The organism is Mesorhizobium sp. 43Arga, assembly GCF_053714255.1.
In genome coordinates this window covers 119,012-133,931 of the sequence record NZ_JBSKBO010000006.1, presented here as the reverse complement: position 1 = coordinate 133,931, position 14,920 = coordinate 119,012, and the positions used below count along the sequence as shown (strand labels likewise).

Below are 14,920 nucleotides of genomic sequence, written 5' to 3'. Positions count from 1 at the left end.
TGACGTCTCGTTGCCCTTTCATGCAGGCGTCCGAAGCCCCGCCACCTGAGCAGTCGGGTCCAAGTTAAGTCTGGGCTCTGAGCGGGCTGCGGAACACGAGGCGGCATTCCGCGTTGTGGCGCCATGCTTAAAAAGATCGCCTTCGCCGCACTGCTTTTCCAAGTCGCCGCATTCTCGGCGCTGCCCAGCCCGGACCGGCCAAGTGCGCCAAGGCTGTTTGGCCAGACATTCCCGCTCACTGCCTGCAGCGTGTCGAAGTGCGGAAGCATACAGTCACGATGACCGCTCGATAGCACCAACCGTGGTTGAAATTCACCATGCAGACTGACGAATTGTGGGCCTTGGGAACAAGTCCGCCATCGGGCGATTTATGGGACGAAGGGCGACAGTCGTGGAGGGCGGAATGCCTTGGCTTGGCAGATGGCGTAATCAGTATGGATCCGTCCTCGACATCACCGGCGAGGACGGCGGCCGGATTGAAGGCACGTTTCGCACGGCGCTTGAAGACAGCAGCTTCTATGGACAGACCGTGCCGATATTCGGCATCGCGCATGGGGATGTGATTGGAGTAACGGCCGCCGGCGAGGGTACGGCCGGCCCCGCCGCGGTGAGTTACACCGGCATATTGCGGGACGGCAAACTGGAGACGATGTGGCTGACGGTGGCAGGCAGCACCATCACCGGCAAGGAAGGCGAAACCGCTTCCCGCAAGCCGGTAGGAACCTGGCGTGCCTTCGGCACCAGCCTCGACACCTTCGTCCGAGAATAGCCAAGCTAGCGGCCGAGTGCCTTTGCTTCGCGCTCCAGGGCCTTGCAGTCGTTGCCGTGCTTGGCTCAGTTCGCGCTGCAGAGCTTCGAAACCAGGTTAACGAGTGGCCGCCCAGTAGGGCTGCCTGCCGGCGAGCGACGCGACGCCGCAACGCCTTCAGCACGGATGGTCGTCGCTACCGCAATCCTCACCCTGATCGCCGCCGCCCTGGATAGGGTCAATAGATCTGCTCGGAATTAGGATCGGTGCTCTCGTCCGGCGGATCGACCAGTTTGCCGCCGTTCGCCAATATGAGCGGCGACACCGAGCAGGACTACTTCGCCGACGGCATCAGCGAAGACATCATAACCGACCTGTCGAAGGTCGCCGGCCTCTCGGTCATCGCCCGCAACTCCAGCTTCACTACAAAGGCAAGAACATCGATGTCCGGACGGTCGGGCGCGAGCTCGACGTGACTGCGGTGCTCGAGGGCTCGATCCGCCGCGCCGGCAACCGCGTCAGGATCAATGCCCAGTTGATCGATGCGCGGACCGGGACCCATGTCTGGGCGGACCGCTACGACCGCGACATGACGGCCAAGTACCGGCCGCTCGCCGCCGAGGCTAAGGCGGTAGACGCGGAAAGCTTCATCATCGAGGGCGAGACAATCGTCACCAACGAGGCCGGGCTTTCGGACTTCCACGCGCTGCGCTCGGCGATCACGAAGCGCCCCCAAGACCTCTACCTCGTGGCCTTCGACCTTCTGCATCTCAACGGCCACGATCTGCGGGACATGCCGCTAAAGGACAGGCGCGAAATCTTGCAAGCGGTGATCCCGGCTGGCGGCCATATCCAGTTCAGCGAGGCTCTGCCTGGCACTGGCGAGGCCGTCTATCATCTCGCCTGTGAGGCTGGCCTTGAGGGCATCGTCTCGAAGCGTCTCGACAGCCTCTACCGCAGCGGCTCAACCATGAACTGGCGCAAGATCAAGTGCTACGTCGAGAAGGAAATGGACGTCATCGGCGTGAAGCCAGAGACCGGAAAGCCGGCCATGGTGCTTATGGCTGACAAGGGCCACTATATGGGCGGTGCCTTCGTGACCTTCAAAGCGGACAAGCGGCAGGCCCCTTGGGACCGCGTGCAAGGCAAGTCCGGCGCTCCACCGCTAAAAGGGCTCGCCAAAGAGAAAGCCGAGTGGCTCAAGCCGGGTTTGGTGGGGCGCGTCAAGTTCCTCAAGGGCGAGGAAAAGCTCCGCCATGCGTCGCTGAAGGACTTTCGCGAAGAGCGATGAGGGGACAGAAGGGCCTGCTCGAGCGCCCGAGTTCGGCCGCCGCCGTCAGCCGTTGCGATGTGGCTTATTGCTCAATAGGGTAAGCCAGCTTCTTGTGGGACCGCCAATGGTGAATTTGGAAGACCTCTATCGCATCCTGCGAACCGGCCATGTGCAGGCCCAAGGGATCGTGGACACAGTCCCTGTTCCCTTGCTGGTTTTGGATGGAGCCTTGTGTATCCAGAGCGCCAATCGTGCGTTCTTCCGAACCTTCCAAGTCCAGCGCGACGATACAATAGGGAAGCAGATTTACGACCTGGGAGATGGTCAGTGGGACATTCCGGAGCTGCGTCGCCTCCTTTCAGACGTGATACCGAGGAGCACAGCGGTCGTCGATTACCGAGTGGAGCACAATTTCCCCGGGATGGGACAGAGAACGATGCTGGTCACGGCTCGGACCGTGTTCAACCCCGACGACCTTGGCACTACTATGCTGTTATCGTTCGTGGATGCCACTGCCCGAACCCGCAGAGAGGCGGAGATAGAAGTTCTGGTAGGCGAGCTTCGGCATCGAATGAAGAACCTTCTTGGATTGGTGCGGGCGCTCGCAAATCAGACCAAGGCTGAAGGCGTCTCGGGTGAGACCTTTCGAGACGCGTTTCTCGGCAGGCTGACCGCCATAACAGAGGCGAATGATCAGGGGTTCATCGGCGGCGGGGATGGCAGCCTTGAGGCGTTGGCGCACCGGACGCTGAAGCCGTTCCGAGCGAACGCTGAAGCCATAAAGATTGAGAGCGGGTCGGATGTCCACTTGGACACCAAGCAGTTGGTGTCTCTCGGGCTTGCTCTCCATGAGCTGGCTACCAACGCCCTCAAATACGGAGCGCTCTCGACGGCAGGCGGACAGGTACGGCTGCGTTGGGCGGTCGAGGATAAGAACTTGGTGCTCAACTGGACGGAAAGCGGTGGGCCCAAGGTGACCCCGCCGGTTTCTTCCGGCTACGGAACCCGGCTCATTCAGTTTGCCGTCGCATACGATCTGGGGGGCAAAGTGGAACCAACCTATGCGCCCACAGGTTTGCAGCTGGAGATGACCATTCCGCTCAAGAAGGCGAGCCCAGCAGAGTGAAGGCCCGTGCCACAGACTGTCCTGATCGTGGAAGATCAATTTTTGATCGCGATGGACCTGAAGGCCATGCTTGAGCATCGCGGTTGGCGCGTCATGGGGCCGGTTGCAAGTGTCGCTGCTGCCATCAGCCTATTGGATGTCGAGGTGCCCGCTGTCGCGTTGCTCGACGTGAACTTGGGGGACGAAATGGTCACTCCCGTCGCGGAAAAACTCCGCAGTCTTCATGTGCCATTCGCTATCGCAAGCGCTTACGACCGACCAGACCAATTTGGAGGGCCAGTTTTGAGCAACGTGCCGAACGTCGGAAAGCCCACCTCGGAGACGCGTCTCCTAACCGTTCTGGCGGAGTTGTTGACATCGTAACCCCTGACCTGCGCCCTGGGCTACTATAGGCAATGCTCGCCCGCGGCCCGATGCTCAAAGCAGAACCAGTGCGATGCTTGCTTCGGCTTGGCAAAGCCCCAGCCGGCATTCTGGGCGCAACCGTCGTGCTCGCAGACGTGATGCTGGGGCCCCGGCGGCGTGGAATATTCAGGCTTGGGCAAGCGGATTTCGTCCCTTATGAGCAATAGTGAACAAAATGAGAACAAAACTGTCGAGCGCCTCTACCGGAGCCGCAGCCGCTCCTCATTTCAGGTCATGCCCCGAGCGTCCCGAGAAGTGGCCGAGAGGTGCCGCATGGACCCCTGACGCATGCCCATGACGCGGGGCAGGCGGCAGGTATTCGCTGCGCCCACTGTAGGATCACGCGCTACTACAAGCCGTCAGAGCTTCGGGAAGTGATTGGCAACGTCACGATTGACGAGGTGCGCGATAAGTTGCGGTGCCAAGAACGCAAGAGCAGGGAGTGGATGAGCGCCCAGCTCTTCCACCCGACAGGCGAGCAGGCGCACACCGTCCGGTAGGCGGCTGGTGCAAATCCGGTGGGAGAAACGGGTAATCTGGAGGGACGAGTAGGCGCGATCAAAACCGCCCACCAGATCAACTCGCGGACTATTTGCGCTTCCTCTCGACACCCAGCGCCGCCTTGATCGCCCGTTCGGCCACCTTAAGCCTAGCCTCTTCGCCGCCGTAGTCTTCGCCAACGCTGCCCGAGGAATGGCCGAGCACGATGTCTTGGTCTAACTTCGAGAGCCGGCCGAAGCCGATCCTTCATGAGGTGGCGAAGGGAGTGCCATGGGCCGACCCTGGGGTCATCCACGGCAGTTCGGACGTGCTTGCCGAGAGAACGCCCTCTCAGCGTTCGCCATTTGTGCCTCGAAAGTCGCATAAAAGGGCAGACTGGAATAACGCGACCCTAAACGCGGTGGGCTAGGGCACCCGCCTCGCTGCTCAATTTCTCAAGTCGAGATTCACAGATTGATTCAATCATATCGATGAGAGCCGAGACACGTTCGGATAGCCATCGCAGGGCTTCATCTGTGATCTCGAAGTGCCGCGAATAGCGCGCTTTCACATAAGCCTCATTGAGAATGTTGAACCACGCCACAAAGCGCTGTTGGTCGCGTGGCCATGCTTCGGCAAGTTCCTGGGCCTGATCCTCTGCGAGGCTCCGGAGGAATTTTATGTTGTGAGACGGAGGGCTGTAGTTCGTAAGTACCAGCAACAGTGCGGCGTAGGCTTGCTCGATCGACTGATGTAGGAGGAACGCGCTCTCCTTTAGCCTTCCCTTGGTAGCGAAGAATTCGGCACCCTCGGCAAACGTTCTAGCCTGAGGGAGACGCTCCGCGGCATAGGCTCCTGCCAGCCGAAAAGCCTCTGCGGGGCTGGAGGGCACGGGATTGGCGAGAGGCTCAGCATCGAGCTCGTAAAGGACAATGCCATCGCGGCGGATATCGACGAAGAAATACTGCCCCTCGCGCAGTGCGGTGTTCACCTCGCGGCGTGAGTGAACGATGAAACTGACCGGAGTGTCGATCTCTCGCATCAGCCGGTCGGCTGCTGTCTGCCAGTAGCCGGCGAAATCCGTCAGCTTGCGGTTATTGACCACCACCAGGAGATCAAAATCAGAACGGTAGCCCTTCTTGGTATACGGCTCGTCGACCCAGCCACCGCGGGCGTACGACCCGAAGAGAATGATCTTAAGGATGCGGCCGCGCTTCTTGAAATCGGCAGTTGCGCCTTTTAGCGCGTCGTCGAATTCCTCAAGCAGCACCTCCACCGTTCTCGTCAGCTCACGCTGCTTCGGCGGAGGCAGATGATCGATGCTGGATTTCATAAACAAAGGTCGGCCGTCCACTAAATCTGCATAGCTGGAAAAATACTGCGAATCCCTATAGTGGCCTGCCGGACCAGGCGGAGCAACGCAAATGTCCTTCTCGCCTTGTGATAATTTCGTTGCGTCTATGTAAGCAGCATTGAAACGCGCAACATCTTTGCAGAGCCATCCCGTCCTCCAGGCGCCGGCGACTTTCATCCATACGGCTGTTGGTAATGGCTGGAGGGCTGCCGTTCCGGTCCCCGATGACGGCCAAAACTGCATTCATTGCCCCGTCGCACTCGGTTGCGCCGAAATCACATTCACCACTTCGCTCATCGCCTGAGCCGCTCCGATGACAGGTGACGAGCGGGGTGGGGTGAACACTTGTCAATCGCGCGAGGTTGGTCACTGTTACCACCCGGCGCCTGCGACAGACGCTTGGGGGAGATGTGGGGGGCGGAGGGTTCCTGTAGGCTACAGAGCAAGCTGAGAATTCTTTCAGTTGCACGGGCCGTGCGCAGGTCACGACAAATCGCCGAATGTTCTCCTACCCGCGCTCGCGGCGCGGCTAGCGCCGGAATGGATGGGAGTTTTCCTGGCGATAAAAGGGGAACGTTGGAACCCTCTTAGGTCACGCCTTCAGTGAGCTCTTCTTTTTCAGCACCATCTTCGCCACCGAGAACAACATGCCGGATAACGGCTATGTCGAGTCATTCAATGGACGGATGCGCGATGAGCTCCTGAACGTGAGCCTGTTCTTCGGCCTGGATCACGCCCGCAGTGCCATCGCTGAATGGAGGGAGGACTTCAACACTGCAAGGCCGCATTCCTCGCTCGGCTACCAGACCCCGGCGGCCTGAGGTCATCACCGCAACCAGCTCCGACGCTGCGCTAATCGAAGGCTCCGCGTCTTCGCCGGTTGCTCAATCCGCGCCCCACGGCGTAACAGAAACGGTCGAGGCTCTAATCGCCGCTGGATGAACAGAATCCGAGGGGTCGAGTTATATGTAAAGCTTGGCAAGCGGGTTAAGGCGACTATTCGTCAGCTGGGTTATCCCACCAAAAATGCTTTGAAGGCGTGGTGCCGTGAGTACGAGCAGCATCGCGACTTGCGTGTAGCCGCAAAAGCTCCGAAGTATTCTCAGGCTCAGAAGGAGGCGGCTGTTGAGCATTACTGTCACGATCGCTGCATCGCTTCGACGATGAGGGCATTGGGTTATCCCGGTCGTGGAACCTTAACCGCATGGGTTCGAGAGGCGTTTCCGGAGACCAGAACGTCCATAGTCGCTCGATCTTGGCGGCCGGCGTATCCCGAGGCGTTGAAGCAGGTGGGCGTCATTGGGCTTTGCAGTGGAGAGGAAAGTGCCCAGGACGTAGCTGACCGGCTGGGCGTATGCAGACCGACGTTGTACAACTGAAAGAACCAGTTACTAGGTCATGAGGCTCCCTCATCCATGAAACGCCGCAACGCTTCTCCTACGGCGCCGGACCGCGAGGAACTCGAGCGACAGCTTGAAGCCCACTAACGCGATCTCCGCCAATCGCAGCTCGAGCATGATCTCTTGAAGAAGGCCAATGAACTCTTAAAAGGCCTGGGAGTCGATCTGCCACTCCTGATTGACCGGCAGAAGACGAGGCTGGTTGACGCCCGCAAGAATCTCTATCGACTGCCAGAACTGCTTTCCCAGTTGGGGCTGGGACGAAGCTCATACTTCTACCCTCGCGCCCGTGTGAGCTTGGCGGACAAATATGTCGCTGTTCGTCCAAGCATCACCGAAAATCTTCGAAACCAACCATCGCTGCTATGGCTATCGCAGACTGCAGGCGTCGCTGGCGAGGGAGCGCGTGACGATATCGGAAAAGGTTGTGCAGCGGCTGATGAAACAGGAAAGTTTGGTCGTCTCTAGGCCCAAGCGCCGGCGTTCGGTTCGTATCTGGGAGAGATCAGTCCGGCGCCTGAGAACCTGATCAATCGTGACTTCCAGGCCGAGGTGCCGAACCAGAAGTGGCTCACTGACATCACCGAGTTCCAGATCTCGACGGGTAAGGTGTACCTCTCGGCCCATTATCGACTGCATCGACGGCATGGTCATAAGCTGGTCCATTGGAACGCAGCCAGATGCGGGCTGGTCAATACCATGCTGGAAGCCGCTATCGAAACCGTGGTCGACGTGGATGCACGGCCATCGTTCATTCCGATCGCGGAGCCCATTATCGCTGGCCGGGCTGGCTCACCAGGATAGGCGATCGAAGCTGGTTCGCTCAATGTCCCGCGAGGGCTGTTCGCAAGATAATGCTGTCTGCGGGGGCTTCTTTGGCCGGCTGAAAACCGAACTCTTTTACCCACGAGACTGGAAGGCGACCGCGATCGAGCAGTTCGTCAACGAGGTCGATGCCTACATCCAATGGTACAACGAAAAGCGCATCAAATTGTCGCTCGGCGCCCTCAGTCCCAATCGGAAAAGCCTGGACTTAGCGCATAACCAGTCCAACTTTTTATCCGCACCCCCGCCGGGTCAGTTCTCAGTGAAAATCAACACGACATCCATCAAATCGAGAAGCATGCCCGAATTCGGCTGTTGGGAGCGGAAAGTCGCTCGAGGTAGATTAAGCGGCGCGGGCAAACAGCTGGCGCGAGCCCGACCCCTTCTTAATTTGAGAGCCTGCCAGCCTCGCAATCACGACTTGAGGTTCCCGGCTACCAAACGGCTTTTCAACGAAAAAACCCGGCGGTTGCCCGCCGGGTTTCGATTTCGACAAGGCGAAATCTATTAGAACGAGCGCTGGAAGCGGAGGATGCCGCCGAGGCTGCTCTTCTTGGTGGCGTGGGTCCAGTTGGAGAAGCCGACGTCATCGAACTGGCCTGCATTGAGGTAGTCGACTTCGGCCGTGACCGTGAAGCCGGGAACGACGTCATAAGCGATGTTCGCCGCGACGCCGAGGTTCTTCCAGTCGTCATACGAGATCTGGGCGTTGAACCTGGTCTTCTCGTTGAACTTGTAGGTGCCACCGCCCCACACAGCCCAGTTGCCGCCCCACTGCTTGTAGAAGCCGCGGCCGCCGGCAGGGCTGCCAACGACGAGACCGGTGACGGGATCGGTGTTAACATCATTGAGCTTGCCCTTAGAGCCGTAGCCGCCCATGACCCAAAGCGACACTTGGTCGTTGACGGTCACGTCCAGGCGAACCTTGCCGGCCACCGACTCATAGTTGCTGTCATAAGCGACGACGCCGGTGATGGCGCCCCAGCCCTGCGTGTACTTTACGCCGCCGACGACATGCGGAACATAGCTGTCGATCGAACCGACGCCGTAAAAGCCAGGGGTACCACTGCCCGCGCCTTCTTCCAGCGAAACCACGGCCGAGAAGCCGTTGCCGGCGTCGAAGTAGTACTGGATGACGTTGGTGTCGAAGTCACCGTAAGGAACCAGCGTATCCTGGATGACGTCGCCGGCATAGCCGATGAACGTGTTGAAGGCCGATTCGTCCTTACCGACGCGCAGACCACCGAGCTGGATCCAGGCGAAGTTCAGCGACGTCCCCTTGTTGTGCGCGGCATTGATAGGCTCGTTGTCGTTGTCGTTGCCGAAGTTCCAACGGGTCTCGGTGTAGGTCTTCAAGGTGCCGAGTTCGGTTTCCTGGCCGGTCCAGGTCTTCAGCGTGAAGCGGGCGTTCTTGTGCCAGACGCCCTGGTTCTTGCCGCTCGTCACGTCGTCGGTCCGCGCGCCATCGAACGAACCGATGTCACCGCCGGCGATGTCGTAACGGACGTAGCCGCCGATGCGCAGGCAGGTTTCGGTGCCGGGGATGTAGAAGTAGCCAGCGCCGTAGACGTCGCAAATCTTGACGTATTCAGCGGGTTCCGGCTCGGCGACGACGACGGCGTCGGCGGCGCGCGCACCGGAAACTGCGATCAGGGCCGCAGCGGAGCCGAGAAGAAGGCTCTTGATGTTCATTTTCTGACCTCCAGTCAAAAGTTAAAAAACGGGTCTGGGTATTCTTTGCTGAAGGACAGCGTTCCCTGCCCCATCCCCACTACCGAAAAAGATGCGCACCGCGCCGCTCCTTCGAAATCGACATTAAGCATCGGCGCATCGTGATCAACCGAGATCGTCGAACGAGTGTCCCGCAATGGCTCTAATCAGAGCTGCGTGTTGCAGAAACGTCACGTTTTCGCCGCCGCGTAAACATTTTGGTAACGTATGGGCCTTGCTTGGCCGCGGCATCATGATCTTTGTATGGCGAGAATCGGGCTATGGCTAAAATGGAATCGGAGACAAAATGGTTACTCGAAGGCGCTTCTCGAAAGAGCGGTACAGAGACAAGCTCGCAGGCCGAGAGGCTTTGCAGGAGACTCTCTTTCTAGCCATAGAGAGTGTCCTGCAGACAGATGGACCGAAAATGCGCTTGCCGGCCATGAGGGTGGCATCCGAGTTGGCCGCGATTATTGTGTCACAAATAGTTAGCCAGACGGACGCTGTGCAGCGAGCGTTTAAGACGGTTGAGGATGACATCGCCAATTATGCGACCGAGTTTGCCGCGGATCTGGTGCAGATAGCGACTGGGCACGTGTCGCAGCGACTGGTCCGGTTCAAGGCAAGCCTCCCTGACCCAGAAGCGACTCTATTGCTAGCCGATGATTGGGCTGGGCCCGTCGCAGGCCCTACAGAGATAGAGCGATTTTACGGGATACCGCGCTCGACTCTATATAGGTGGCACAAGCACAACGAAGCAGTAGCTATCAATACGCGGACTGGCAGCAAGCCCGTTTTTCCATTGAGGCAATTTATCGACGGCCGACCTCTCCCTGGCCTAGCTACAATAATTTCGATCCTGGGTAGCCAGCGCGACGCGTGGAAATGGTTGATATCGCCAAATCCAGATTTTACCGGCGATGCACCGCTCAATTTGCTGGTATTAGGAAAGGTCGACATGGTAGCCGACGCTGCGGGGTTGTGGGCTCGGAATCGAATATCGCATGGGCTTGTTCTAGTGAAAACTTGACGCGTATGTCTGGAAATGAAGCCCCGTCAGGACATTCTGATTTGCGGTTTTTGACCCATAAACCGACCCGTCGCCTGCCTGGCGCTGGCCGGCCGGGTCATAATTGACGGCGGTTTTATGGGTTGCGAGTTCCATGTGACCTTCCACTGAGAATTTCCTCCATCTGAGATTAGAGTCCGGGCCTTGATTGAAGGACGGACTGATGAAGAGAAAGCGGTTCACGGAAGAGCAGATCATCGCGGTTCTGCGCGAGCACGAGAGGCGGGTGCAAAGGCGGGCGATCTGGCCGCAAGCACGGGGTCTCCGAGGCGACGCTGTATAACTGGAAGGCGAAGTATGGCGGTATGGACGCGCCCGACGCCAAGCGCCTGAAGGCGTTGGAAGACGAGAATGCCAAGCTGAAGAAGCTGTTCGCAGACCAGATGCTCGAAGCTTCGGCGCTGCGTGCGCTTCTGTCAAAAAAATGGTAGGGCCCGCCGCCAAGCGCGAAGCCGTCGCGTATCTGCAGGCCGTCATTGGCCTATCGGAGCGTCGGGCCTGTTCTCGTTCCCTCGGTCCTGGATGCCGGCCAAGACTGCATTCATTGCCCCGTCGCACCCGGTTGCGCCGAAATCACATTCACCACCTCGCTCATCCGGCCTGCAGCCGCTCCGATGGCAGGGCACGAATTGGGGTGAACACTTGTCTATCGCGCGAGGTTGGTCACTGTTACCCCCGGCACCTGCGACAGACTCTTGGGGGAGATGTGCGGGCGGAGGGTTCCTGTAGGCTCCAGAGCAAACCGGAGAATTCTTTCAGTTGCACGAGCCGTGCGCAGGTCACGACAAATCGCCGAATGTTCTCCTACCCGCGCTCGCGGCGCGGCTAGCGCCGGAATGGATGGGAGTTTTCCTAGCGATAAAAGGGGAACGTTGGAACCCTCTTAGGTCACGCCTTCAGCTCTTCTTTTTCAGCACCATCTTCGCCGCTTGTTTCACACCGATAGAAAGGTTCGACTGCCGGTTCATCGGTCGCAGCCAGGCAGGAGACGCCGAGATCGTTCAATGGCGCCAATCGGCAAGCAGAGGCGCTCGCTTGCCTATAGCCAACCTGAGCGACTCGACAATCTCTTTGGGAAAGCCGCGCTGCAATGAGGAGATTACCGTCTCGAACTGGCTTTCGGCATTTGCGGCAACGTCTTCGAAAAGTTTGCGCATGACAGGTGTCCCCACGCCGGCCATCTCGGCAGTCTGCATGAAGTGGCGGGGCACAATTTCGTCTACCGAATAATGCCGGTTCTTGCCGACTGACATTGCCAGCTTTAATTTCTTGCGAGGGATCTGTCGGGCATCAAGGCTAGGCTGCGCGGACAGTACGTCGTAGAGTGGCGTCATCCGAAACCGCCCCCCGGGCCCGAGAAAAATCCTGAAGTTCTTGGCGTGCCCATCGGTCGCGCCGATCAGCCAGAATACGATGCAGGCGCGCAGGAAAACAGCGATGTCGTCCTCTGGCGTATCGCTGCCTTTCAGAAGCTCGACAATCTCAACCACGCTGGGACCGCCCTCGGACTGATATTTGCGCGTGGGTGTCACTGACAGCGCTTGACAGATATCTTGCTGCGGCAGGCGAAGCAGGCGACCGTCCCTGGCCCACAGCCGGTCGAATCGCTCGACGATCAGCGTGCGGCGTTCGCCAAAATCGACAATTTCTGCCCGGGCGGCAGGAACGCCGAACGCCTCGAGGAGCTTGAGGCACAGGTACTCGTTCTCGACGTTGTTGGAGAGGTCGATGCCGTTGGGCAACCGGCCGATCTGTGGTTTCAGGATATGAGTGGTCGCCGCCGTGCCAATCGGCTTGAACCAGCGCCCCTCCTTGCGCAAGAGCGCCGTCTTTTCCTGGGCGCCGGCGATCGAAATGCGGAAATCCTCATCCTCTCCGAGGCCGAGAGGAGCGGCGGTAAGGTTTTCGATTATTCCAGCGACGTCCCTTTTGCTAACGAGCTTACCCTCACTGCTGCCAGGAGTGCCCGGATCGACGCCGTCGGGAAGGAACTGCAGCGCGCCGACGCAGTCGTGGCCGAGGGCGGCGAGCATGCTGTAGGGGTCGGTGCCTTCCGCGCCGACGCGTTCGGCAACGCGTTTGCGGATAGAGGCGTTGTCAGGAAGCAGATTATCGAAGACGTTGATCACAGGCGCGCCGATATAGCGGTCCTCCCGCAAGGGAAGCGAGAGCGAGACCGGGAAGGTGCCGCGCCATTGAAGCCATTCGCCAGCGTACCGGAAGTCTATTGCGCCAGTCGATTCCCTGCGCAGCACACCAACCAGGCGCCCGTTCAGGAAAACATTCAGCGGCGGGTGACCCGGCCGTCGCGCCATCAGAACAGGTCCTCGATCTCAGCGGCGCTGCCTTTGCTGCGTGGTCGAACGACAAGTTCAAGGTCGAGCGCGGAGAGGGCGGCCATCAACGTGCTGAGCTGCACCGCTGGCTGGCCGGCCTCAAGGCGGGACAGAGTGGCCTGGCGCAGGTGAATTTGCTTGCCTAGCGCCTCTTGTGTGAGGTCGGCCTGTCTGCGGGCGCGACGCAGAATGGCGCCGAGTTGCTTTTCGTTGCGAGCGATCTGGTCGGTCATGATAAGCCTCCAGAGCTCCACATACGCATTCGCGTATGATCTGTCAATATACGCAGTCGCGTATTAATCGCCATAATACGCAAAAACGTATAAATTTGTGTAATACGCGATCGCGTATGAAGCCTGCCGCTGAACTACGGAATTAAGGGCTAACAAATTCTCTCTGCGACGCGTCATGCCCGATTTACAAAAGAGCCAAAGAGGCTGGTGTCCTCAGCTCTTCAGATGTTGCGATTTCCGGCGCCAGGCGACCGTGTCGGCGAGCCCTGTCGACGCCGAAGTGCTGTGGTTCAATGCCGGCAAGGGTAGGGAGGTCTTCTTGCCTCTTCGCGCATTGGAGGCGGCCGGAAGCCGCGATATCTCCGAGGGGGCTAACCTCAGGGTGATCGTGGGAGAAACGCCCAGCCGCCTGGGAAGTGGACTGATGGGGGATCGGGTTCCCTGTCGAAGAAACCCGGGATGCTGTGTCTGGTACTCGCCCCCATTACAGCCGACGGGCCGCCCCGCCTGGCATGCGATGACCTTGAGCCCGCGCCTTAGACTAGCCGCTACTTAGATCGTGAATGGCCGGCTGTAGACCGTCAGGCGTGATATCAACCGTCGCAAGCGTGATCGGCAACCTGAAACGACGGTGACCGGCGCTGCCCGGATTAAGGTAGAGCACACCGTCACCGGTTTTGAGTTTCGGCACATGGGAGTGACCTGACACGACCATGTCGATGCCGAGTGCCGCTGGTGAGACCTGCAGTGTTTTCAGATCATGGAGGACGTAGAATGTTCGGCCCGCCAGCCGCACCAACGCCGTATCGGCGTAGGTGGAAGCCCACCCAGCTGTATCCGCGTTGCCTCTGATCGCGGTAACCGGTGCGATCTGCTGAAGCACGGCAATGACGTCAGGACTGCCAATGTCTCCGCCGTGGATGATGTGGTTTACCCCGGCCAGGCGTCGTTCCGCCTCGGGTCTCAGCAAGCCGTGCGTGTCGGAGATAATGCCTATCCTGAAAGTCACGGTCGCAGTCATATGGTGAGCACATCGAGATCAGCCGCAATACGGCTGTTCGGAAAAGCCCGCACGGCTTCCGCAAGGATTTCTTCATCGGTATAGCGGCCGGAGATATGCGTAAGAACGAGTTGCTTCACATTGCTCGTCGCCGCCACAGATGCTGCCTGCGCAGCCGTGAGATGACCATAGTCGCGTGCCATGGCCGCGTCTCGTTCCAGGAAGGTAGCCTCGATCACCAGAAGGTCGGCGTCGCGGACATGGTCCGCCAGCTCATCGGTAGCCTCCGTATCGCCGATGATGACCAGCTTCTTGCCTGCTTCCAGCGGCCCCAACACGTCTTCGGAAGCAACTGTCCGGCCATTCGCGAGGGTGATAGACCGGCCTTCCACCAGTTCCTTCCTGATTGGACCGTGTGGCACGCCCAGAGACGTGAGGTGCTCGGCGCGAAGGTGGCGGCGAGGTGGTGTCTCGAGCACGAAGCCATAGCTATCCGTGTCGCGGTGACGAACCTGAAAGCAGTTGATCGTGAATTCGTCTGCGTCGAAAAACCGACCGGGCCTCAGCGGCTCAAGCCTCAGTGGGATCGGCGCTCGTCCTTCACCCCACAGGCCGGCCAGCATACGCACGACGACGTCGAGGGTGTCCGCGCCTCCATGGATGGTGAAAAGCTCTTCGCTTTGCCGCAACCGGCGTGTCGAGAACAGGCCGGGGACCCCAAGGATATGGTCGAAATGCGCATGAGTGAGCAACAGGCGATCAAGTCGCCTGAAGCCGGCGCCGCTGCGCAGCAGCTGGCGCTGCGTGCCTTCCCCGCAGTCGACTAGAATTCGCTGGCCTCCGGCCTCGACAAGCAGGGCAGGATGATTGCGCTCGGCAGAAGGTACGCTGGCCGAGGTGCCAAGAAAGGTCAGTCTGACAATCATGGAGTATTCTATCCCGCGAGCGGTGAGGCTCAAAG

General features: G+C 59.3%; 12 protein-coding genes and 4 pseudogenes. 9 read left to right on the top strand and 7 right to left on the bottom strand.

Annotated elements, in window-relative coordinates; all coding sequences use genetic code 11:
* The first annotated feature begins 403 nt into the window (after positions 1-403).
* The 5 genes and pseudogenes from ACWGS8_RS21420 to ACWGS8_RS21400 all read left to right on the top strand — a co-directional run bounded on the left by ACWGS8_RS21420 (position 404) and on the right by ACWGS8_RS21400 (position 3,510).
* Complete coding sequence (locus ACWGS8_RS21420) at positions 404-769, top strand: avidin/streptavidin family protein (protein WP_454582776.1); 366 nt, start codon at positions 404-406, stop codon at positions 767-769.
* Between the two features lie 263 nt (positions 770-1,032).
* Positions 1,033-1,343, top strand: a pseudogene (locus ACWGS8_RS21415) (adenylate/guanylate cyclase domain-containing protein); the annotation flags it as partial.
* Positions 1,338-2,039, top strand: coding sequence for an ATP-dependent DNA ligase (locus ACWGS8_RS21410; protein WP_454583032.1), 702 nt, complete (start codon positions 1,338-1,340; stop codon positions 2,037-2,039). The pseudogene ACWGS8_RS21415 and the gene ACWGS8_RS21410, both read left to right, overlap by 6 nt.
* Positions 2,040-2,145: 106 nt before the next feature.
* Positions 2,146-3,147, top strand: coding sequence for an HWE histidine kinase domain-containing protein (locus ACWGS8_RS21405; RefSeq protein ID WP_454582775.1), 1,002 nt, complete (start codon positions 2,146-2,148; stop codon positions 3,145-3,147).
* 6 nt (positions 3,148-3,153) lie between these two features.
* A complete protein-coding gene (locus tag ACWGS8_RS21400; protein WP_454582774.1) occupies positions 3,154-3,510 on the top strand; it encodes a response regulator in 357 nt (118 codons plus the stop codon).
* 934 nt (positions 3,511-4,444) lie between these two features.
* Here the strand turns inward: ACWGS8_RS21400 and ACWGS8_RS21395 are convergent.
* Positions 4,445-5,365: a nucleotidyltransferase and HEPN domain-containing protein gene (locus ACWGS8_RS21395; protein ID WP_454583031.1), complete on the bottom strand. Its 921-nt coding sequence runs from the start codon at positions 5,363-5,365 to the stop codon at positions 4,445-4,447.
* A gap of 677 nt (positions 5,366-6,042) precedes the next feature.
* Here ACWGS8_RS21395 and ACWGS8_RS21390 point away from each other — a divergent pair.
* Positions 6,043-6,328, top strand: a pseudogene (locus ACWGS8_RS21390) (integrase core domain-containing protein); the annotation flags it as partial.
* Positions 6,325-7,822: pseudogene (locus ACWGS8_RS21385) on the top strand (IS3 family transposase); the annotation flags it as partial. The pseudogenes ACWGS8_RS21390 and ACWGS8_RS21385, both read left to right, overlap by 4 nt.
* A gap of 296 nt (positions 7,823-8,118) precedes the next feature.
* Here ACWGS8_RS21385 and ACWGS8_RS21380 read toward each other — a convergent pair.
* Positions 8,119-9,303, bottom strand: coding sequence for a porin (locus ACWGS8_RS21380; protein WP_454582773.1), 1,185 nt, complete (start codon positions 9,301-9,303; stop codon positions 8,119-8,121).
* Positions 9,304-9,628: 325 nt separating this feature from the next.
* Between ACWGS8_RS21380 and ACWGS8_RS21375 the strand changes: the two genes are divergently transcribed.
* Entirely contained in the window at positions 9,629-10,351 is a 723-nt protein-coding gene (locus ACWGS8_RS21375; RefSeq protein ID WP_454582772.1) for an antitoxin Xre/MbcA/ParS-like domain-containing protein, read from the top strand.
* On the opposite strand, the gene ACWGS8_RS21370 is transcribed toward ACWGS8_RS21375, so the two are convergent.
* Positions 10,337-10,486, bottom strand: coding sequence for a hypothetical protein (locus ACWGS8_RS21370; protein WP_454583051.1), 150 nt, complete (start codon positions 10,484-10,486; stop codon positions 10,337-10,339). The genes ACWGS8_RS21375 and ACWGS8_RS21370 overlap by 15 nt on opposite strands.
* A 67-nt stretch (positions 10,487-10,553) precedes the next feature.
* Here ACWGS8_RS21370 and ACWGS8_RS21365 point away from each other — a divergent pair.
* Positions 10,554-10,892 (top strand): annotated as a pseudogene (locus ACWGS8_RS21365) (transposase); the annotation flags it as partial.
* A gap of 499 nt (positions 10,893-11,391) precedes the next feature.
* On the opposite strand, the gene ACWGS8_RS21360 reads toward ACWGS8_RS21365, so the two are convergent.
* The 4 genes from ACWGS8_RS21360 to rnz form a co-directional block, all read right to left on the bottom strand.
* The gene (locus ACWGS8_RS21360; protein WP_454582771.1) at positions 11,392-12,705 is read right to left on the bottom strand and encodes a type II toxin-antitoxin system HipA family toxin; all 1,314 of its coding nucleotides are present in this window, start codon (positions 12,703-12,705) and stop codon (positions 11,392-11,394) included.
* Positions 12,705-12,959, bottom strand: coding sequence for a helix-turn-helix domain-containing protein (locus ACWGS8_RS21355; RefSeq protein WP_454582770.1), 255 nt, complete (start codon positions 12,957-12,959; stop codon positions 12,705-12,707). Before ACWGS8_RS21355 ends, ACWGS8_RS21360 begins: the two co-directional genes overlap by 1 nt.
* A 541-nt stretch (positions 12,960-13,500) precedes the next feature.
* Positions 13,501-13,980 carry a metallophosphoesterase family protein gene (locus ACWGS8_RS21350; RefSeq protein WP_454582769.1) on the bottom strand — a complete coding sequence of 160 codons (480 nt, stop codon included), beginning with the start codon at positions 13,978-13,980 and terminating at the stop codon, positions 13,501-13,503.
* Positions 13,977-14,882 (bottom strand): ribonuclease Z, encoded by a 906-nt coding sequence (rnz, locus tag ACWGS8_RS21345; RefSeq protein WP_454583030.1) that lies wholly within the window; start codon positions 14,880-14,882, stop codon positions 13,977-13,979. Before rnz ends, ACWGS8_RS21350 begins: the two co-directional genes overlap by 4 nt.
* Between the last annotated feature and the right edge of the window lie 38 nt (positions 14,883-14,920).